Here is an 18,137-nt window from a genome sequence, read left to right on the forward strand (position 1 = left end):
CCCCCCGCCCCCACCCATGCCGCCGAAGAAGGGCAAGCTCTCCTACAAGGACCAGCGCGACTACGAACTCCTGCCCAAGCGGATCGAGGAACTGGAAGCCGCGATCCTCCGTGACGAGGCGGCCATGGCCGACCCGGCGCTCTACACCCGCGATCCGGCGAAGTTCGCCAGCCTCACCGCCGCCATCGAGAAATCGCGCGGCGAGAAGGAAGCCGCCGAGGAACGCTGGCTGGAACTGGCGGAACAAGTCGAGGGATAGCAGAAGTGGCGGCAGCACGCATGCCCCGACTTTGCTGAAGCCCCTTCAGTAAGCCGTCGTCGAACTCTCCGCCGCCCGCTTTCCCGCGCCGCCCCTCTCGCGCGGCCCGCCCACCTCGTCATTGCGAGAAGTGCGGCCCTGCCTCCTCTCTACCCACCCCCCATGGACCTTGCACGAAGCCGCACCCGGATGGCACAAGGCTGAACTCCGAAAAACCAGATCGGTTACGCAAGGCCATCCCGAAATGATCAACCGCATTCGAGACATCCGCCTTCAAAAGGGCCTGACGCTTGCAGATGTCGCTGCCCGCTGCCATCCGCCGACCACCGCCCAGACCGTCGGGCGGCTGGAAACCGGCATGCGCAACCTCTCGCTCGCCTGGATGAGCCGGATCGCCAAAGCACTGGAGGTCGAGCCCGAGCGGCTCTTGCGCAGCGAGACGAAAGAACCGGCAATGATCGTGGCCATCCTCTCGGAAAACGGCGCCGAGAGTCCCCGCGCCCGGCGCGAGGCGATGCTGCCCAGCGACCTCTCCGCCGAAACCGCCTGGATGGTCATGGATGTCGAACAGTCCTGCGGCGAGTATCGGGCCGGGGATCAGGTCTGGCTCCGCCCATCGCCGCCGCACGAGGCGCCCCGGCTGCTCAACCGGGATATCCTGGCGCCCCTGCCCGGTGGCCGCTTCGCTTTCGGGCGGTTGATCGATGGCGATGGCGGACGGCTGATGCTGCTTCCGCCCGCCAGCGGACAGCCGGTCCGCGCGGTGGAGCATCCCGCATGGCTGGCGGTTGCCGACCTGCTCATCAGAAAGCTCTAACCTTCTGCCGCTAGAGAGACGCCATGCGCATCCTCTCCATCGCCACCCTGTTTCCCAATCCAGTGAAGCCCTCGTTCGGGATCTTCGTCGGAAACCAGATGCGGGCGATCGTCGCGCGCGGCGATGTGGACCTCACCATGGTCAGTCCGATCGGCATCCCGCCCTGGCCGCTTTCCCACCGTTCTCCCTACGACAAGCTGGCGCGGATAGCGCATAGCAGCGAGGCTGCGGGCATCGCGGTGCACTACCCCAAGTTCACGCTGATTCCCAAGATTGGCGGAGACAGCAACCCAGGCCGGATCGCTCGCGCGGTACTGCCGCTGGTCCGGCGCCTCCATGCCGAGCGCCCGTTCGACCTTGTCGATGCGCAGTTCTTCTTTCCCGACGGTCCCGCCGCCGCCATCGTCGCGCGCGAACTCGGGCTGCCGCTCACCATCAAATCGCGCGGGGCCGACATTCATTACTGGGGCGGAAGGCCGGCCGCCTTGCAGCAGATTCAGGAGGCCGCACGGCAGGCGGCGGGCATGCTGGCCGTCAGCAAGGCACTGCGGCGCGACATGGTCGCCCTCGGCATGCCGGAAGCGCGCATCGGCATCCATTACACCGGCCTCGACCGCGAACGCTTCCGCCCCGCCGAGCGCAAAGCCGCGCGTGCACGTGTCTCGGCCATGCCCGATCTTGGTATTCGCCCGGACGGCGCCTTGATCGTCAGCCCCGGCTCGCTGATTCCCCGCAAGGGGCAGGCATTGGCGATCGAGGCGCTGGCCCGCTTGTCCGGCGCGCATCTGGCCCTGGCCGGCGCCGGAGAGGACGAGAAGCGGCTACGCGCCCTCGCTACCTCGCTCGGCGTGGCGGACCGTGTGCAGTTTCTTGGCTTCGTCGGTCACAACCTGCTCCCCCTTGTCCTCAGCGCCGCCGACGTGCTGGTGCTGCCTTCGGCCAGCGAGGGCCTTGCCAACGTCTGGGTCGAGGGGCTTGCCTGCGGCACCCCGATCGTCGTTCCCGACATCGGCGGCGCGCGCGAAGTCGTGAAGGACGACAGTGCCGGGCGCGTAGTTCTTCGCAGGCCTGCAGCGATCGCTGACGCCGTGCGCGCCATCCTTGCCGATCCGCCCAGCCAGGAGGCGGTCTGCGCCCATGCCGCCCGCTTTTCCTGGACCGCGAATGCCCGCAACCTCGCACGCTTCTGGAGCGACGTTCTGTCCGGAAACCCCATAGGCCCGAGAGCCTGATACGAAAAAGGCCGCTCCCTTACGGGAACGGCCTTTTCGTTTTCGCCTGACGACCGGCTCAGGGTTGCGCGCCGCCCTGACGGGCGAGACGCTCCTGTCGGTCGATTTCGGATTCCGTCTTCACGAACGAGTCCGACTTCACGCCCAGCCAGATCAGGATCGGCGCCGACATGAAGATCGAGCTGTAGGTACCGATGAAGATGCCCAGCGTGATGGCGGCGGTGAAGCCGAAGATCACGTCGGGGCCGAGGAACAGCAGCGCCACGAGCATGATCAGGACCGACAGCGAGGTGGCCACGGTGCGCGACAGCGTCTCGTTGACCGAGAGGTCGAGCAGCTCGTTCATCGGCATGCGCCGGTGCTTCTTCATGTTTTCGCGGATGCGGTCGTAGACCACGATCTTGTCGTTCAGCGAATAGCCCAGCAGCGTCAGCAAGGCCGCCACGATGTTGAGGTCGAACTCCATCTGGGTGAGCGAGAACATGCCCACCGTCAGCAGGATATCCTGCACCAGCGCAAAGAGCGCGCCGGCGGCGAACTGCCATTCGAAGCGGATCCAGATGTAGATCGAGATGAACACCATCGCCAGGCCAAGCGCGAGCATGCCGGTGTGGAACAGCTCGCCCGAGACCTTGCCCGAGACCGAATCGACACCGTCGACGCGGGCGTCGGCGAAGTCCTGGCGGACCTTGGCGGTGATCTTGCGGGCCATGCCGTCGGCCAGCTTCGGGTTGTCCTCCGCGCCTTCCGGCAGCTTCATGCGAACCGAGACTTCGTTCGGCTTGCCGAAGGTCTGGATCACCGGCTCGCCGAACCCGAGCGATTCGACGCTGTCACGCAGCTTGCCGACGGGCGCGCTGGCGCTCTGCTCGAAGGTCACGCGGATCATCTGGCCGCCGACGAAATCGACGCCCAGGTTGAGGCCATGGGTGAACAGCAGCACGATCGATGCGGCCATGGCCAGCAGGTTGCTGATGAAGAACGGCCACTGCCAGCGCAGGAAGTGGATGTTCGTGTTATCCGGAATGAGCTTTAGGAGCTTCATGCGCCTGTACCTTTATACGTTCAGGTCGCTGGGACGGGCGCGACGCAGCCAGCCCGCAACCCACATGCGGCTCATCGTGACGGCGGTGAACACCGAAGTGACGATGCCGATCATGAGGACGACCGCGAAACCGCGAACCGGGCCCGAGCCGAAGGCGAACATCAGCACGGCGGCGATCGAGTTGGTGATGTTGGCGTCGAAGATGGCGCGGCTCGCCTCCTTGTAGCCCAGTTCAACCGACTGCACGACCCGGCGCCCGCGATGGCGTTCCTCGCGAATGCGTTCGTTGATGAGCACGTTGGCGTCCACCGCCGCGCCGATCGTCAGCACGAAGCCGGCGATGCCCGGCAAGGTCAGCGTCGTTCCCAGCACGGCCATCACGCCCAGGATCATCAGCACGTTGATGATGAGCGCGAGGTTGGCATAGGCGCCGAAGCGGCCATAAGTGAGGAAGATGAACAGCATCAGCAGAACGGTGCCGACGCCCATGGCGACGACGCCCTTCTGGATCGAATCGGCTCCCAGATCGGGACCGACGGTGCGTTCCTCGACGACGGTGAGATCGACCGGAAGTGCACCCGAACGCAGCGCGATGGCGAGCTGGGTGGCCGACTGCACGTTGAAGCTGCCCGAGATCTGCGCGCTGCCGCCCAGGATAGGCTCGTTCATGCTGGGCGCCGAAAGCACCTTGCCGTCGAGGATGATGGCGAACCGCTTGCCGACGTTCTCGGTGGTCAGCTTGGCGAACTTCTCGCCGCCCTGCTGGTTGAACGTGATCGAGACGACGGCAGCGTTGGTCTTGGGATCGAAGGCCTGCTTGGCATCGGTCAGTTCATCGCCCTTGATGCCGCCCAGACGCTTTACCGCCAGGGCTGGAACGCCGCCGGAAGCGGGATCGTTGGCATCGGCGTAGGGAACCAGTTCGTCGCCCGGCGGCACGATGCCCTTGGCGATGTCGCTCGGTACGGCGGTCTCGTCGACCAGCTTGAATTCGAGCTTGGCGGTCTGGCCGAGCAGGTTCTTCAACGCCTGCGGATCCTGCAGACCCGGAACCTGCACGTCGATGCGGGTGCCGCCCAGGCGGCGAATGTCCGGCTCCTTGGTGCCCAGCGCGTCGATACGCTTGCGCACCACTTCGACGGCCGTTTCCATGGCGCTGCTGATCGCAAGATCGATGCCGGCCTGGGTCGGAACCAGGATGAAGCGGGTTCCGTCGCGTACCGTGATGTCCCAGTCGCGCTGGCCGGTCAGCCCCGCGCCGGATGTGAGCGGCAGGATCGCCTCGCGCGCGGCATCGACTTGCGAGGCATTGCGCACGGTAAAGGCAAGCTGGCCGCCGGTGCTGGAAAAGTCGCCGATGGCGATCGAGGGGCTGGCCTGGCGCAGGCGGGTGCGCACGGATTCCTCCATGCCTTCCAGCCGCTGCTGGACGACCTGCTGGCGGTTCGCCTCAAGCAGGAGGCGGCTGCCGCCGGCCAGGTCGAGGCCGAGATTGATCTTGGGCTCGGGCAGGAAAGCGGGCCAGCGCGCATTGGTCAGCGAGACCAGCGACGGCACGGCGCAAAGGGCGATGACGATCGTCAGCCCCCAGTACCAGAGCTTCTTCCAGGTAGGAAATTCGAGCATAGCCTGTGGCTTCTCTCCGAACGAGCGCCTGCTTTCAGGCGCTCGATGCTGTCGCGAATCGCCAGGGCTGCCCGGCGATGCCGAATGTTCAGTCGTTCGCGGGCTTCGAGCCGGCCGGCGGGATGACGTCGACGATGGTCGACTTCACGGCCTTCACCACCACGCCCTGCGCCAGCTGGATGTCGGCATAGTTGTCGTCGATCCTCACGATCTTGCCGACGAGGCCGCCACCGGTCAGCACTTCGTCGCCCTTCTTGAGCGCCGAAAGCTTGTTCTTGTGCTCCTTCTGCTGCTTCATCTGCGGACGCAGGATGAGGAACCAGAAGATCACCGCCATCGCGACGAAGGGCAGGTACTGGATCCAGGCCGGCGGGGCGCCGGCGGGAGCGGCTGCGGCGAGCTGGTTGAGAATCGAGCTTTGCATTGAACTGAAGGGCCTTCTCGTCGTTTCATCCCGGCAGGCGGCACATGGCATCCGATCTGCCGCACGCCTCGCCGGAAAATCCAATCGTGGACTTTGCCGGATGGGCGCGGTTAGCAATAAAGCGAAGCACTGGCAACGCGCCGCCTTCCCGAGGAAATGCCGCCATCACCCGCGCGCGCACCGCCCGCGACCTTGCCGAAGCTCTCGCCAGATAAGTATCCACCAGCGCGCTTCAACCGAAGTGAAGAAAGTCTCATCGAGACGCTTGCGCTCTGAAAATATGCTGCCTATAGGGCGCGCTCCGGTCGGGACGTAGCGCAGCCTGGTAGCGCATCACACTGGGGGTGTGGGGGTCGGAGGTTCGAATCCTCTCGTCCCGACCAATTCATTTCAGCAAATCTGCGAAAAAACAGCCCTTCGGGGCATCGTGCCAGGTGTCACACTCCATGGAGAGGTGCGCCTGTCACGTTTGGCACGATATTTCCACTAGAGAGATTATCGTGACTGGTGTACTAGGTGATTTAACACCCACCCTCGGCGGGTGCGGAGCACTTCACGTAAGGACACCCATGGATACCCTAAGGTAACCTGCGGATCGGCCCAACGCCGCCGCCCACAAACTTCCACTAGAACGACCATCTGGCAGTCCAGAGCGTCACCGCAATTAGCACCCACCCTCGGCGCGAGAGCCTTTCTCGCCGCCGCACCTCGGCGTGCGTTCAGCGCGCCCAATCCCTGACACGGAAGGCAATCCCCACATGACGACCGATTTTCGCGCCCAGCTTCGCCGCCAGATCGACCTTGAGGACGAGCAGCGTGCCCTCGGCGCAAGCCGTTACCAAGCACGGGCTCTCCCTTGGAAGGTGGAAGCAGGCTCTATCGACGAGGAGGCCAATCTGCCTCCCGGCCATCAACTCCTGAAGCTCGCCACCAAGCCCGTCGCAGAGACCATTGAAGCGTTCCTCGCGGAAGTGTGCGAGCGCAAGGCCGGGCGTCATCACCGGGCGGTGGATTTCCTTCTGCTCCTCGACTCGACCGAGGTGGCTTATCTCACGACTCGCGTGATGGTGAATCTCTGCATGGCGCAGACGCTCCTCCAGACTGCCGCGACTCGCGTGACCGAGGCGCTTATCGAGAACTTGGAGTTCAAGTCGTTCCGCGAAATGAACCGGAAGGGCTACAAGGGTTTCATGAAGGCCCAAGAGGCGCGTGGCTACAGCCGCCAGCGCAAGGCCGCCGTGAAGAAGCTGTTTCACTCCGAGGGCTGCGCCATTGAGGTGTCGAGCGAGGAGAAGGTCTCCATCGGCACCAAGTGCATGGAGCTGGTCATCGACGCCACAGGCTTCTTCTCGCTGGAGAAGGTGCGCCGCGCCAACGGCTTCGCCTACAGCCTTCGCCCGACCGAGACGCTCCAGGACTGGTTCGATAAGCAGCACGCCCGCTGCGCGCTCCTCGACCCCATCAACATGCCGATGGTAGTGCGTCCGCGCCGCTGGCGCTCGCCCACTTACGGGGGATACCTCACGCCCCGCCACGGGAACCGCTTCATCAAGCAGCGGAACCACGCCTATCACGTTGAAGTGCGGAACATGGACCTCTCCAAGGTCTATGACAGCGTGAACCACATCCAAGACAGCCCGTGGGTCATCAACACCCGCGTACTGGAGGTGATGGAGCAGGTGTGGGCCGACGGCACGTCCCTCGGCGGCCTTCCGCAACGTGAAGACGACCCTATTCCGGCCAAGCCGGAGGACATCGACACCAACGAGGAAGCCAAGCTCAAGTGGAAGCGGGATGCCGCAGAGGTCTACACGGCCAACGCGGAGCGCACCTCTGCGCGCATGTCCATGCACTCCGGTCTGTGGGTCGCCCGCCGATTCGCTGACGAGTCGGCCATCTATTACCCGCACGAGCTGGACTTCCGTGGCCGGGTCTATCCGATCCCGGTGTTCGGCCCCTCGCCGCAAGGCTGCGATTGGCAGAAGGCGCTCCTTCAGTTCTCCGAAGGCCTCCCTCTGGGCCTTGAGGGCTTCCGCTGGCTCTGCATCCACGTCGCGAACCTCTTCGGTGTCGACAAGGTGTCGTTCCGGGAACGCGAGCAGTGGGTGACGGACAACCTCCCTGCCCTGCTGGACAGTGCCGAAGACCCCTTGGGGGGTCAGCGGTTCTGGACGACTGCCGACAGCCCTTACTCTGCTCTCGCGGCTCTGTTCGAGCTGGCCGACGCCGTGCGCATGGAAGACCCGACGGCCTACGTGTCGCGGGTGCCCATCGCCCTCGACGGGTCCTGCTCCGGCATTCAGCACTTCTCGGCTATGCTCCGGGATGCCGAAGGCGGCGAGGCGGTTAACCTCCTGCCCTCGGAGACCCCGCAGGACATATACATGCGCGCTGCGGGTAAAGCTCAGGCCATCGCGGATGCCACGCCGTTCATCACCTACAAGGTGAAGAAAGCCGATGGTGTCGAGGAAGATGTCACCATTCCGAACCCCTGGATGGGCGGCATGGTCAAGCGTGGGATCGCGAAGCGCCCTACCATGACCTTCTGCTATTCAGCCACGCGCTTCGGCATGGGCGGTATGATCGTCCAGACCCTCAAGGAAATGGACCGGGAGCTGGCCGCGAAGGGTCAGGGCCCCTACCTCGGCGGTGCGGACAACTATCACTGCGCCATGTGGCTTTCTCATGTCATATTTAGTTCCATTAGCGAGACTGTTCCGGCTGCCGCAAAGGCAATGGAGTGGCTCCGCGAGGCAGCTAAGGTGGCAGCCGAGGGCGGCCTGCCGCTCTGGTGGACCACCCCGATGGGTCTTCCGATCCTTCAGGAGTACAAGGCGCAGAAAGGCGAGCGTGTAGAGGTCCACTGGCACGGCCAGCGGGTTCGCATGATGGTGCAGAAGGACACTGAGGACCTCGACGGACGCGCTCAGGCGAACGGCGTGGCTCCGAACTTCGTCCACTCGTTGGATGCGGCGCACCTCCAAGCCGTAGCGCTGCGCTGCAAGCATGAAGGGATCAAGCACCTAGCCATGATCCACGACAGCTTCGGGACACACGCGGCGAACACCGCGCGTCTCTCGTCGATCCTGCGGGATACCTTCGTCGAGCAGTACGAGGGCGACGTCCTCGGGGAGTTCTACGAGGAACTGAAGGAGCAGTTGGGCGAGGAGTTGGCCGCGAAGCTGCCCGAGCCGCCGAAGTCTGGCGACCTGGACCTCAATCTCATCCGCAAAGCCTCGTACACTTTCGCATAATAGTTCCACTAGCGTGATGTTCTAACGAATTATCCCCCACCATCGGCGGGCGAAACCGCACCACATTCGCAAGGACCATAAGACCATGAAGAAGATCACTTTGGACCGGGAGGCGCGCCAGCGCCTTGCCCGCCAGCTTGCAGAAACCCACGGCACTCCGGTGCAAGTTGGAGATGCCGCCTCGGGCCCCGAAGGCTGGGGAGGAACACGCTGATGGACAACATCGATACCATCTGCGCCAACTCCTTCCGCAACTTCCACACGAAGGGGTTCGACTACCTCTGCCTCACACGGACCCCGGAGCTGACGCGGAAGGTCTACTTCTTCGACGGGGACCTTGCAGACCTGCCGGAACTGGTGATCCCTCATGACCACCGATACGCCTTCGTCACGACTGTCCTCGCGGGCGCCGTGGTGAACAAGCGGTTCTGGGGGCTCCAGGGCGAACCTGCGGCGGACGTCAAGGTCGAGTGGGAGCGCCAGACGCGCCTCTTCGACCACTTCAAGTACCTCACGCCCCTGAATGGCGGCGATGGGTTCTCGTGGGTGGGCGAGCGTCGTCTCTGGTCCGAAGCCAACGGCCTGCATCGCCGTCGCGGAATGCACTGGCATTGCCGTGCCGAGGAAATCCACACCCTCGACATCCGCTGCGAGGGCACGGTCATCATGCTGGAACAGCTCGCAGACGAGGTGCCGCTCGATCAGCCGACCAACGCCTATCGTCTCGCGGGAGACAAGACCCCGCCGAGCCTGGACGGGCTTTACGACCGCATGGACCCGGACCACGCCCGCGTCCGCATCGAGCAATTCCTCGACCTCGTCGGCAACCGCTGAATACCGCTGTAATTAACCCCCACCTTCGGCAGATGAAACCTCAGGTCCCTCGCAGAAATGCTGGGGCCTTTCATCGTTCTTGGCCAGGACATCGAATTAACCCCCACCTTCGGTGGTGGGAACATTCTTAGTTCCTATTGGCCACCCCTCGTTTTCACTGGAGCATTACATGACTTTCGATCCCACCAAGCCGGTGCGGACGCGGGACGGCCGCGCCGTGACCATCCTCGCCACTGGCGTGCTCGCGCACATCCCCGGCATCGGTTGCCGTGTCGGAGAGCAGACGATCCTCGCACAGATCGAGGGCAAGCCTGCGCCTGATTATTTCGACGCCGATGGCTCCTTCCACAAGGCCCAAGGCGATACCGAATGGGACCTCGTCAATATCCCACCGGAGCCTGTGAAGACCGAAGAGTTCTTCTCGATTTATCCGCCAAGCGAAGGTGCCGACTGGAGCTTCGCCAAGCGAGCAAGCGCGAGCACGGCTCGGAACATCGGGTCGGACAAGTACCGCGCCACGATCCGCATCGCCTACGAGGACGGCAAGCCCGTATCGGCTTCCCTCGTCTGATGCAGGCCCATACCATCCGGGACCGGGTGGCTTTCAGGTCTTCCCTCAGTCCCCTCAAGGCCCCCGCCTTTTCCCTTCTGGACTCCCTCCAAGCCCACCCGGCTGACGTCCAGATCGAGGCGCTGTCCCTGACCTTCACCATCCTGGCCCAAGGGGCCGGGCTCAATCCCCACGAACTGGTCGAGCGCTCCCGCCGTCAGCTCTCGGACGCTGCTGCCGTCCGCAACCCGATCCCTGAGGCCATCGAGGCCTACGCCCAAGGAGAACTTCGTTGACCCTCACCACCACCAAGCTGGCCAAGATCGACGTTACCAAGCCGTTGCAGCTTGCTGACGGCACTCCCGTCGCCTTCGCCCGCCGCTCTCACATGAGCATGGACGGCTACGAGGTTATCATCAAGCCGAACACGACCGGCCGCGAAGTCGGCCAGCATCGCCACTTCCGCGCCGACGGGATCCACGTTCACAGCACGCTCCCGAACCTCCAAAACGTCCTCGAGGCCACCCTCGACACTTCCAAGCCCCTTCAGACCTCTGACGGCAAGCCCGTCACGTTCGTCGGGAAGCTGGAAGATGGCCGTCTGGTCGTCCAGGTCGGCTATGGCTCGGCCTTCAGCCGCACCCAGGCAACCGAGCTGCGCTTCGCAGATGGCCGCAAGTCGGCAGCCGTCGGTGTCACCTCGGGTGACGACGTGATCGTGAAGGTCACGAAGACCGAGAAGTTCCGCAACGTCTACGCTGACGGCACCCTCGGCACGACGGCCCACAAGACCGAGGAAGCCGCCCGCCAGAACGTCAAGTTCGGCAAGGTCCGCATCGGCATCCTGAAGCAGGTCTTCGAAGATGGCACGCTCGTCGACGCCCGCATGGTGCCCCTCACCCCGACCTATCGCAATCGCGGCGTCACGGTACGCAACGCGACTCGCGAGGACTTCGCTCGCTGATGGACGAACTCCTTTACGAGAACATGGTCGAGGCCGCAGCTGAACGCGCGGCGGAAACCGGGGCCGTCGACCTCGTCGACATCACCAACGCCGCAGCCAGCGGCTTCGACACCAACCACTTCGTCAATGACGTGAACGCGATGGTCAGCAAGACCCTCGACGACGCCTGACGGAAACTTCCACTAGAAAGACAGAACCGCTTATGGCGAAATCGAAGTATATCGCAGGCCCCAAGTTCACCACTCCCCGTGCTCCGGCCATCTGGCCCCGCCTGAACGAGCCGGACACCAAGCACGACGCTGCCGGTGTCTACGAGTGCAAGCAGGAGCTTCAGCTCGACGATCCGGTCGTCCAGAAGATCAAGGCGAAGGCGATGGAACTCGCCCAGGCCAAGTTCGCGGAGATCAAGGAACAGTTCGAGGGCGACTCGAAGGTCTTCTTCGACGAGGACGAGTACGAGGCCAAGGTCAGCGAGCTGAAGGCCGCTGGCAAGAAGGCGCTGGCGGAGAAGCTGAAGCTCATCACTCTCGTCGAGCCCCTGGCTCCCGAGATCGACGACGAAGGCGACGAGACCGGCACCTGCATGCTCAAGTGCAAGATGAAGGCATCGGGTGTCTACAAGACCGGCCCGAAGACCGGCCAGCGCTGGGAGCGCAAGCCGAACATCTTCAACGCAAAGGGCAAGCAGCTCGCCAGCCCGCCGAAGATTGGCGGCGGTTCGGACGTGAAGATGTCCATCGAACTGAGCCCCTACTACGCCGCGAACGACGGCAAGGTCGGCGTGACGTTCCGTATGGAAGCCATCCAGCTCATCACCTTGGTCCAGTTCGGCCAGCGTGACGCGGCGGGCTATGGCTTCGGCGCGGAAGATGGCGACGACATTGGCGACGACGACAACACCTCGGGCGGCTTCTCGAATGAGAGCGGCTCGGGCGATGAAGACGACGAACTGTGATAGTAGGGGCACTGACAGGCTTTACCGTCTGGTTTAGCTTGTTCATGCTTGGGACCGTCGAGCGCGTCGCTTCGGGCTATCCTGCACCAGCCCTTCGCGGCACGGGACTTTTCAAGGCCATTGGCTTTGCCCTCGTTGGTGCCCTGATCGGCTCCTTCGTCTGACCCAAGTCACCTTCCGGCTCGCTGTTGAACCCATGCCCACCCCTCGTCCGAGAGCGCGGGTCATTGCAGCAGCGGGCCGGAGACCCATCGCTTCCTTCTACTCTCCCAAGGAATACCAAGAGTGGCAGAAGGAAGCGGCGGCGGCGCTCAAGGGCGTCCCTGCATTCCCCATAGACGGCCCTTGCACCGTGAGCATCGTCTGCGAGGTCGCCAAGCCTAAAACCACGAAGCTCGCGGCTCCCAAGCCCGACGTCGACAACTACGCCAAGGGCGTACTCGACGCCATCACCAAGGATGGCCGCTTCTGGTCTGACGACAGCCAAGTGGTCGGCCTCTGGGTGTCCAAAACGTGGACCGAGGGAGCCCCCGGCATCCACGTCGCAATCTCAAAGGAACTGTGAACTACAAAAAAATGACCCGCATCGGGTTCATCGCGGTCCATTGCTCGGCAACCCCGGGAACCTCGGTGAACATCGGAGCGTCCGACATCCGCCAGTGGCATCGTAAGCTCGGCTGGCGCGACATCGGTTATCACTACGTCATCAAGCGTGACGGCACTGTTGAGAAGGGCCGCCCGGACGACATGCCCGGCGCACACGAACCCAAGATCAACTCGCAGTCCATCGCCGTCTGCCTCGTCGGCGGATCGCCGCCCATCGGCTCCCCGGAGCAGAAGAAGGGCCTTGGCGAGAACAACTACACCTCCGCCCAATGGGCCTCCCTGAAGAAGCTCGTCACCGAACTGCACGCGAAGCACCCCAACGCGGTCGTCCTTGGACACCGCGACGTGCCGGGCGTGCGCAAGGCGTGCCCGAGCTTCGACGTGAAGCCTTGGTGGGCGGAGAACAAACCCCAGTAACGGAGAACCGAAGATGTCCCGCGATGAAAACAAGGCGGTCCTAGTATCCCGCCACCTGAAGAAGCACGGCCATATCAGCCAGGGCACCGCGACCCTGGAATACGGCTACTTCCGCCTCTCCGATGCGATCCTGCGCCTCCGCAACGAGGACAGTGACCTCATCCCGGACGGGCACCGCATCAAGACGGTCATGAAGCGGGACGCTTCGGGCCACCCCTACGGCGAATATCAGCTCGTTCGGAAGGCTGCCTGATGCAGCTGGTCGGGTTCGATATCACCTACGATGAGTTCGGCTTTTACAACGTCACGCCGCTGTTTCTGAAGCGCAATGTGCTCGGCACGCTGAAGCTGAAGCGCGGTCATGCGCGGTTGGCGTTTGGGATCGAAGAGGCCCGCGCTGAGGCGAAGGCATACGCCAGCGACCTCAAGGCCCCTCTCCCTCCCCGTCAGAACACCTTCATCCCCGCAGGAGACCTGAATGCCTAAGGCACAGCGCAAGCCCACCGCACCCTCGCAGCCCCGCGAGCTGATCCGCCGCACCACCGCAATGACCGACGCCATGTTCAAGGCCTTCGCTGACGCGGGCTTCGACGTGAGCCGAGCCAAGGTCCCTCTGAAGCGCGAGCCAACGTGGCGCGTGTCTCGCCGGGGCTGACTGAAAGCAGCCTCCTCTACAAGACCAGCTGTGACGCCTGTGGCAGTAGCGATGCGAACGGCGTCTATGACGACGGGCACACCTACTGCCACAAGTGCGAGCACTATGGCCGCGCCGATGGCGAAGAGGAGGCACCCCCTCCTCCCGCCAAAGGAAAGCGCATGGCTGGCCTCATCCGAGGAGCAGTGGAAGCGATCCCGAGCCGCAAGCTCGACGACCGCGTCTGCGAGAAATACAGTTACCAAGTCGGCACCTTCAACGACAAGAAGTGCCACATCGCCCCCTACTACGACGAAGCGGGCAACGTCGTGGCCCAGAAGGTTCGCCTTCCGGGCAAGGACTTCACGATCCTAGGGGACCTCAAGAAAGCCCTTCCGCTTTTCGGGCAGCAACTCTGCCGGGACGGCGGCAAGATGATCGTGGTCACCGAGGGTGAAGTCGACGCCCTGTCGGTCACCCAGGCCATGGGCCTTTCGTGGCCCGCCGTCTCCCTACCGAACGGCGCAGGCGGAGCGAAGAAGTCCATCAGCAAGGCCCTCGGGTTCCTGGAGAGCTTCGACAAGGTCGTCCTTCTGTTCGACGAGGACGAGCCGGGCCGCGAAGCCGTCGAGGACTGCGCTCCCCTATTCAGTCCTGGCAAGGTCTTCGTTGGCAAGCTGCCGCTGAAGGACGCCAACGACATGGTGAAGGCCGGACGCTCCAAGGAGTTGGTCGACGCCGTGTGGGGTGCCCGCAAGTGGTCCCCGGATGTCCTCAACGACATCGACGACGACCTGATCGACGACGCCTGTGAGGAGCAAGGTTGGGGACTGCCGTGGCCGTGGGTGACCATGACCAAGGCAACCTACGGCATCCTTCGTGGCTGCCTCTACACCTGGGGCGCTGGCACGGGCTCCGGCAAGACCACCCTCATGAGGATGCTGATGGCTACGGCTATGCGTCCTGATATGGGCGAGCACCACGACTTCCTCCCGATGCCCGCCCCGCGCCCTGTGGGCACCATCCTCTACGAGGAGCCTCTCAAGCGCACCCTCAAGAACCTTGCGGGCCTCGTGATGCGTCAGCGCATCCACGTTCCCGGCGTTGAATACGACAAGGAAGAGGCCAAGCGGATCATGCGGGAGCTGCGGCCCCTGCTGAAGTCCGTGGCGCTGAAGGGTGCGCGGAACTGGGATACCGTCAAGACAACCATCCGGTTCCTTCACGCTTCTGAGGGCGTCGAGGACTTCGTGATCGACCCCATGACCGCACTGACGGCAGGAGCCGAGAACGAGCGGCAGGAACTGGACGGGATCATGTCCGAGTTGGCCGAGCTGGCCGAGGAGTTGGACATCACGATCCACCTCGTGTTCCACTTGGCGACCCCCGAGGGCAAGTCCCACGAAGACGGCGGTCGTGTCCAAGAAAAGCACTTCCGAGGCTCCCGCGCCGTCGCGTTCTGGTCCCACTTCCTGATGGGCCTGGAGCGCAACAAGCAGGACCCCGACTGCCCCACCATCATCCGAGGCCTGAAGGATCGTCCCACCGGCGATGCCGTCGGCCCGTTCATCGCTCTCACCTACGACAAGGACAGCGGCCACATGGTCGAAGTCCCGATGCCGGAGGGTGACGGCAAGCCGTTCAAGGACGAAACTGACAATGAGCTTTGACATCCGCGTAGACCACTTCGCCGTCGTCCGCGATGGCGGGCCGTCGCCGGGGGAACTCCCCGAGAACCCCAAGGCTATCTACGGTCGCGCCAAGCCGTCCCTCGCCCTCTTCCCTGCCGGTGCCCTGGTGCCGGTCTGTGAAGTCTTCCAGCTCGGAGCCGACAAGTACGGCCCCTTCAATTGGCGCAAGGACCCGGTGGAGGCGATGACATACGCCAACGCCGCTCTGCGCCACATCTTCAGCTGGATTGATGGCGCGAACCAAGATCACGAGAGCGGCCTCTCGGACCTTGCCCACGGCATCTGCTGCCTCGCCATCGTCCTCGACGCGGCGGCCAACGGAAAGCTGATCGACGACCGCCCGCACAAGGGGGTCGCTCAAGAGCTGATCGAAGCTCGAACGAAGTCCCTCGGACAATAACCCCCACCTTCGGAGAATGAACCAATGATCGCACGTTTCCGCGCCCTCGCCCTCACTACCCTCATCGCCATCACGGCTTCCCTTATCGCCCTGCGCGACCGCCTGACCGAGCACCTCCCAGTATCCATCGACCGCACGGTCGGCGGCCTGGACACGATCATCGCCAAGCTGGAGCGAGCCGAGCGCCAGCAGCGCGCCATCGCTGACGCCGAAGTCCAGGTGCAGGAAGCCAGCTACGACCGCGAAGATGCCGCCCTCGTCGCCGCAGAGCGCGCTGGTCGCATCCGCGAACGCGTGAAGGCCCTGCTCGCCTAACCGCGAGCCAACACCACCACCACTCAAGGGGTCCCTTCGGGGGCCCCTTTTTCGTTGGGGAGCCCTACTTGCTCATTTACGATATCGAGACGAACGGGCTGCTCGACGAGCTGGACCGCGTCCATACCCTCCACATCCTTGAGACCGCGACCGGCACCCGCCTGCGGTTCAACGATGGCTACTTCGCTGACGGCAGCCCGGCCCCGCGTCACGGCAGCCTCGCGGAAGGTTTCATCCTGCTGATGAAGGCCCGGCACATCTGCGGCCACAACGTCATCTCTTTCGACAACCCGGCTATCACCAAGGTGTACCCTTGGTTCAAGCTCCGGCCCGACTGCATCGTCGAAGACACGATGGTCTGGGCCCGCCTGCTCTGGCCGCACATCAAGCAAATCGACAGCAGCTGGATGAAGAAGGGCAAGCTGCCTTTTGACTTCGGGAAGCAAAAGCTGCTCGGGTCTCACAAGCTGAAGGCTTGGGGCATCCGCCTGGGCGTCCTCAAAGCCGACTATGAAGGCGAGTGGGACCTCTTCACCCAAGAGATGGAGGAGTACGCCGCCCAAGACCCGGTGACGACCTACGCGCTCTGGAAGAAGATTCGCGAAAAGCTCACCGACTACGACCCGTTCAAGCGCCGCGAAGACGCCCAGCTGGAGCACGATGTCCAGTACGTCATCGCGCTTCAGCAGCGCTTTGGCTTCCTCTTCGACCGCATCAATGCCGAGAAGCTGGAATGGACCCTCCGTGCCCGCAAGGCGGAGCTGGAAGACGAATTGCGGGTCGCCTTCAAACCCTGGGTGCGCCCGGTGCGCTACAAGGGCCAGCCGGTGGTCGTCACCGCTGGTCGGCGCACGAAGGTCCGCCGCTGGGATGAGGACGGCAACGAGTTCACGGTCGAGTTCCTGAAGGGCGAGACCTACGAAAAGCTCAAGCTGGTCTCCTTCAATCCCGGCAGTCGCCCTCAGATTGCCGAACGTCTCATCGAGCAATACGGCTGGATACCTGTCGAGTTCACCGACAGCGGAGCCCCGAAGGTCGACGAAACGACCCTAGGTTCCCTCGATCACATTCCGGCAGCCCGCCTGCTCGTCGACTACCTGACGGTGGACAAGCGTCTCGGGCAGTTGGCCGAGGGCGATAACGCCTGGATGAAGAAGGTGGCCGCCGACGGTCGCATCCACGGCTACGTCAACACGCTCGGGGCAATCACCCGACGCATGACGCACTCGGACCCCAACATGGCCCAAGTGCCGTCCTTGGTGAACGCTAAGGGCGTCGTGCCTTACGGCAAGGAATGCCGCTCCCTCTTTGTCGTTGCCATGGGCTTCCTGCTCTGCGGCGTCGATGCCGAGGGCTTAGAACTGCGCATGCTCGCCCACTACATGGCGAAGTTCGACGGCGGCTCCTACGGGGACACGGTCGTCAACGGGAAGAAGGAGGATGGCTCCGACGTTCACACCGTGAATCAGAAGCTGATCCGGCTGAACTCCCGCAACTCCGCCAAGACCTGGATCTACGCCTACCTCTACGGCGCTGGGCTCCTCAAGCTCGGGATGGTGATCTACGAAGACTTCTCGCCTGCACAGCGTGAAGCCTTCAACGCCAAGCACGCCCAAGGGAAAGCCCGAGAGGCCGCTGTGGCCCGCTTGGGCAAACAGGCACGGGCTCGCGTCGAAGCCGGTCTCCCTGCGCTCGGCATGCTGCAAGCCAAGATCAAACGGCTGGCGGCCTCGGGGTTCCTTAAGACACTCGACGGCGGCCTCCTGCGCGTTCGGTCGGCCCACGCTGCCCTCAACACGCTGCTCCAGGGCGGCGGCGCAATCGTCATGAAGAAGGCACTCGTGATCCTCTTCAACCGCCTGCTCGCGGCTGGCTGGGTCCCAGACCTGGTTACCGGCCAACTTCGCCGTGGTGACGACGTGATGGGTTTCACCGCGAACATCCACGACGAATTCCAGATGGAGGTCCCTGAGCACCTTGCCGAGGAAATCGGCCAGATGGGCAAGGATGCCATCCGCGATGCGGGCATCGCGTTCAACCTCAGGTGCCCCCTCGCGGGCTCCTGCGACATCGGAAAGAACTGGGCCGAGGCCCACTGACCTCATGACCTCTCG

23 protein-coding genes and 1 tRNA gene are annotated in these 18,137 nt (G+C 63.7%); 21 read left to right on the top strand and 3 right to left on the bottom strand.

Annotated features, from left to right (window positions below; genetic code table 11):
* The 3 genes from L284_RS40885 to L284_RS40895 form a co-directional block, all read left to right on the top strand.
* On the top strand, positions 1 to 259 hold a 259-nt coding region (locus L284_RS40885; protein WP_235054480.1), incomplete at its 5' end, for an ABC transporter C-terminal domain-containing protein.
* A gap of 244 nt (positions 260 to 503) precedes the next feature.
* Positions 504 to 1,076 carry a helix-turn-helix domain-containing protein gene (locus L284_RS40890; protein ID WP_021235183.1) on the top strand — a complete coding sequence of 191 codons (573 nt, stop codon included), beginning with the start codon at positions 504 to 506 and terminating at the stop codon, positions 1,074 to 1,076.
* Positions 1,077 to 1,099: 23 nt separating this feature from the next.
* Positions 1,100 to 2,308: a glycosyltransferase gene (locus L284_RS40895; protein ID WP_021235184.1), complete on the top strand. Its 1,209-nt coding sequence runs from the start codon at positions 1,100 to 1,102 to the stop codon at positions 2,306 to 2,308.
* A 58-nt stretch (positions 2,309 to 2,366) separates the two neighbouring features.
* Here L284_RS40895 and secF read toward each other — a convergent pair whose 3' ends face one another.
* The 3 genes from secF to yajC form a co-directional block, all read right to left on the bottom strand.
* A complete protein-coding gene (gene secF / locus L284_RS40900; protein WP_021235185.1) occupies positions 2,367 to 3,353 on the bottom strand; it encodes a protein translocase subunit SecF in 987 nt (328 codons plus the stop codon).
* A 12-nt stretch (positions 3,354 to 3,365) separates the two neighbouring features.
* Positions 3,366 to 4,979 (bottom strand): protein translocase subunit SecD, encoded by a 1,614-nt coding sequence (gene secD / locus L284_RS40905; protein WP_021235186.1) that lies wholly within the window; start codon positions 4,977 to 4,979, stop codon positions 3,366 to 3,368.
* A gap of 88 nt (positions 4,980 to 5,067) precedes the next feature.
* Positions 5,068 to 5,403, bottom strand: a complete 336-nt coding sequence (yajC, locus tag L284_RS40910) for a preprotein translocase subunit YajC (RefSeq protein ID WP_021235187.1) — start codon at positions 5,401 to 5,403, stop codon at positions 5,068 to 5,070.
* A gap of 306 nt (positions 5,404 to 5,709) precedes the next feature.
* Between yajC and L284_RS40915 the strand changes: the two genes are divergently transcribed.
* The 18 genes from L284_RS40915 to L284_RS40975 all read left to right on the top strand — a co-directional run bounded on the left by L284_RS40915 (position 5,710) and on the right by L284_RS40975 (position 18,122).
* Positions 5,710 to 5,786 (top strand) — tRNA-Pro (locus L284_RS40915).
* Between the two features lie 375 nt (positions 5,787 to 6,161).
* The gene (locus tag L284_RS40920) at positions 6,162 to 8,657 is read left to right on the top strand and encodes a DNA-directed RNA polymerase (protein ID WP_021235188.1); all 2,496 of its coding nucleotides are present in this window, start codon (positions 6,162 to 6,164) and stop codon (positions 8,655 to 8,657) included.
* An 85-nt stretch (positions 8,658 to 8,742) separates the two neighbouring features.
* Complete coding sequence (locus L284_RS48935) at positions 8,743 to 8,871, top strand: hypothetical protein (protein WP_268745357.1); 129 nt, start codon at positions 8,743 to 8,745, stop codon at positions 8,869 to 8,871.
* Positions 8,871 to 9,491 carry a hypothetical protein gene (locus L284_RS40925; protein ID WP_021235189.1) on the top strand — a complete coding sequence of 207 codons (621 nt, stop codon included), beginning with the start codon at positions 8,871 to 8,873 and terminating at the stop codon, positions 9,489 to 9,491. The genes L284_RS48935 and L284_RS40925 overlap by 1 nt, the downstream gene beginning before the upstream one ends.
* Before the next feature lie 169 nt (positions 9,492 to 9,660).
* Complete coding sequence (locus L284_RS40930) at positions 9,661 to 10,062, top strand: hypothetical protein (protein ID WP_021235190.1); 402 nt, start codon at positions 9,661 to 9,663, stop codon at positions 10,060 to 10,062.
* Positions 10,062 to 10,337 carry a hypothetical protein gene (locus L284_RS40935; RefSeq protein ID WP_021235191.1) on the top strand — a complete coding sequence of 92 codons (276 nt, stop codon included), beginning with the start codon at positions 10,062 to 10,064 and terminating at the stop codon, positions 10,335 to 10,337. The genes L284_RS40930 and L284_RS40935 overlap by 1 nt, the downstream gene beginning before the upstream one ends.
* Complete coding sequence (locus tag L284_RS40940) at positions 10,334 to 11,005, top strand: hypothetical protein (protein ID WP_021235192.1); 672 nt, start codon at positions 10,334 to 10,336, stop codon at positions 11,003 to 11,005. Before L284_RS40935 ends, L284_RS40940 begins: the two co-directional genes overlap by 4 nt.
* Positions 11,005 to 11,175 carry a hypothetical protein gene (locus tag L284_RS48260; RefSeq protein ID WP_021235193.1) on the top strand — a complete coding sequence of 57 codons (171 nt, stop codon included), beginning with the start codon at positions 11,005 to 11,007 and terminating at the stop codon, positions 11,173 to 11,175. The genes L284_RS40940 and L284_RS48260 overlap by 1 nt, the downstream gene beginning before the upstream one ends.
* Positions 11,176 to 11,207: 32 nt before the next feature.
* Positions 11,208 to 11,960, top strand: coding sequence for a hypothetical protein (locus tag L284_RS46955; protein WP_021235194.1), 753 nt, complete (start codon positions 11,208 to 11,210; stop codon positions 11,958 to 11,960).
* 196 nt (positions 11,961 to 12,156) lie between these two features.
* Positions 12,157 to 12,525 (top strand): RusA family crossover junction endodeoxyribonuclease, encoded by a 369-nt coding sequence (locus L284_RS40945; protein WP_040713854.1) that lies wholly within the window; start codon positions 12,157 to 12,159, stop codon positions 12,523 to 12,525.
* Complete coding sequence (locus L284_RS40950; RefSeq protein WP_021235197.1) at positions 12,522 to 12,983, top strand: N-acetylmuramoyl-L-alanine amidase; 462 nt, start codon at positions 12,522 to 12,524, stop codon at positions 12,981 to 12,983. The genes L284_RS40945 and L284_RS40950 overlap by 4 nt, the downstream gene beginning before the upstream one ends.
* A 13-nt stretch (positions 12,984 to 12,996) precedes the next feature.
* Entirely contained in the window at positions 12,997 to 13,236 is a 240-nt protein-coding gene (locus L284_RS40955; RefSeq protein ID WP_021235198.1) for a helix-turn-helix domain-containing protein, read from the top strand.
* Positions 13,236 to 13,469, top strand: coding sequence for a hypothetical protein (locus L284_RS40960; RefSeq protein WP_021235199.1), 234 nt, complete (start codon positions 13,236 to 13,238; stop codon positions 13,467 to 13,469). The genes L284_RS40955 and L284_RS40960 overlap by 1 nt, the downstream gene beginning before the upstream one ends.
* Positions 13,462 to 13,638 carry a hypothetical protein gene (locus L284_RS48265; protein ID WP_021235200.1) on the top strand — a complete coding sequence of 59 codons (177 nt, stop codon included), beginning with the start codon at positions 13,462 to 13,464 and terminating at the stop codon, positions 13,636 to 13,638. Before L284_RS40960 ends, L284_RS48265 begins: the two co-directional genes overlap by 8 nt.
* 161 nt (positions 13,639 to 13,799) lie before the next feature.
* Entirely contained in the window at positions 13,800 to 15,287 is a 1,488-nt protein-coding gene (locus L284_RS40965) for a toprim domain-containing protein (protein ID WP_040713859.1), read from the top strand.
* Positions 15,277 to 15,708 (top strand): dATP/dGTP diphosphohydrolase domain-containing protein, encoded by a 432-nt coding sequence (locus tag L284_RS0124570; RefSeq protein ID WP_021235202.1) that lies wholly within the window; start codon positions 15,277 to 15,279, stop codon positions 15,706 to 15,708. Before L284_RS40965 ends, L284_RS0124570 begins: the two co-directional genes overlap by 11 nt.
* 24 nt (positions 15,709 to 15,732) lie before the next feature.
* Positions 15,733 to 16,023 carry a hypothetical protein gene (locus L284_RS40970; RefSeq protein WP_021235203.1) on the top strand — a complete coding sequence of 97 codons (291 nt, stop codon included), beginning with the start codon at positions 15,733 to 15,735 and terminating at the stop codon, positions 16,021 to 16,023.
* A 68-nt stretch (positions 16,024 to 16,091) separates the two neighbouring features.
* A complete protein-coding gene (locus tag L284_RS40975; RefSeq protein WP_021235204.1) occupies positions 16,092 to 18,122 on the top strand; it encodes a DNA polymerase in 2,031 nt (676 codons plus the stop codon).
* Positions 18,123 to 18,137: the final 15 nt, after the last annotated feature.

Origin of the sequence: Novosphingobium lindaniclasticum LE124 (assembly GCF_000445125.1) — a bacterium.
Classification (GTDB): Bacteria; Pseudomonadota; Alphaproteobacteria; order Sphingomonadales; family Sphingomonadaceae; genus Novosphingobium; species Novosphingobium lindaniclasticum.

What these genes read in the sequence shown, in the direction of transcription:
- L284_RS48935 (WP_268745357.1), top strand. Translation starts at nt 8,743, where the DNA reads ATGAAGAAGATCACTTTGGACCGGGAGGCGCGCCAGCGCCTTGCCCGC.
- L284_RS48265 (WP_021235200.1), top strand. Translation starts at nt 13,462, where the DNA reads ATGCCTAAGGCACAGCGCAAGCCCACCGCACCCTCGCAGCCCCGCGAG.
- L284_RS46955 (WP_021235194.1), top strand. Translation starts at nt 11,208, where the DNA reads ATGGCGAAATCGAAGTATATCGCAGGCCCCAAGTTCACCACTCCCCGT.
- L284_RS40930 (WP_021235190.1), top strand. Translation starts at nt 9,661, where the DNA reads ATGACTTTCGATCCCACCAAGCCGGTGCGGACGCGGGACGGCCGCGCC.
- L284_RS40920 (WP_021235188.1), top strand. Translation starts at nt 6,162, where the DNA reads ATGACGACCGATTTTCGCGCCCAGCTTCGCCGCCAGATCGACCTTGAG.
- L284_RS48260 (WP_021235193.1), top strand. Translation starts at nt 11,005, where the DNA reads ATGGACGAACTCCTTTACGAGAACATGGTCGAGGCCGCAGCTGAACGC.
- L284_RS40955 (WP_021235198.1), top strand. Translation starts at nt 12,997, where the DNA reads ATGTCCCGCGATGAAAACAAGGCGGTCCTAGTATCCCGCCACCTGAAG.
- L284_RS40970 (WP_021235203.1), top strand. Translation starts at nt 15,733, where the DNA reads ATGATCGCACGTTTCCGCGCCCTCGCCCTCACTACCCTCATCGCCATC.
- L284_RS40935 (WP_021235191.1), top strand. Translation starts at nt 10,062, where the DNA reads ATGCAGGCCCATACCATCCGGGACCGGGTGGCTTTCAGGTCTTCCCTC.
- L284_RS40945 (WP_040713854.1), top strand. Translation starts at nt 12,157, where the DNA reads ATGCCCACCCCTCGTCCGAGAGCGCGGGTCATTGCAGCAGCGGGCCGG.
- L284_RS40960 (WP_021235199.1), top strand. Translation starts at nt 13,236, where the DNA reads ATGCAGCTGGTCGGGTTCGATATCACCTACGATGAGTTCGGCTTTTAC.
- L284_RS40890 (WP_021235183.1), top strand. Translation starts at nt 504, where the DNA reads ATGATCAACCGCATTCGAGACATCCGCCTTCAAAAGGGCCTGACGCTT.
- L284_RS40895 (WP_021235184.1), top strand. Translation starts at nt 1,100, where the DNA reads ATGCGCATCCTCTCCATCGCCACCCTGTTTCCCAATCCAGTGAAGCCC.
- L284_RS40965 (WP_040713859.1), top strand. Translation starts at nt 13,800, where the DNA reads ATGGCTGGCCTCATCCGAGGAGCAGTGGAAGCGATCCCGAGCCGCAAG.
- L284_RS40925 (WP_021235189.1), top strand. Translation starts at nt 8,871, where the DNA reads ATGGACAACATCGATACCATCTGCGCCAACTCCTTCCGCAACTTCCAC.
- L284_RS0124570 (WP_021235202.1), top strand. Translation starts at nt 15,277, where the DNA reads ATGAGCTTTGACATCCGCGTAGACCACTTCGCCGTCGTCCGCGATGGC.
- secF (WP_021235185.1), bottom strand. Translation starts at nt 3,353, where the DNA reads ATGAAGCTCCTAAAGCTCATTCCGGATAACACGAACATCCACTTCCTG.
- yajC (WP_021235187.1), bottom strand. Translation starts at nt 5,403, where the DNA reads ATGCAAAGCTCGATTCTCAACCAGCTCGCCGCAGCCGCTCCCGCCGGC.
- secD (WP_021235186.1), bottom strand. Translation starts at nt 4,979, where the DNA reads ATGCTCGAATTTCCTACCTGGAAGAAGCTCTGGTACTGGGGGCTGACG.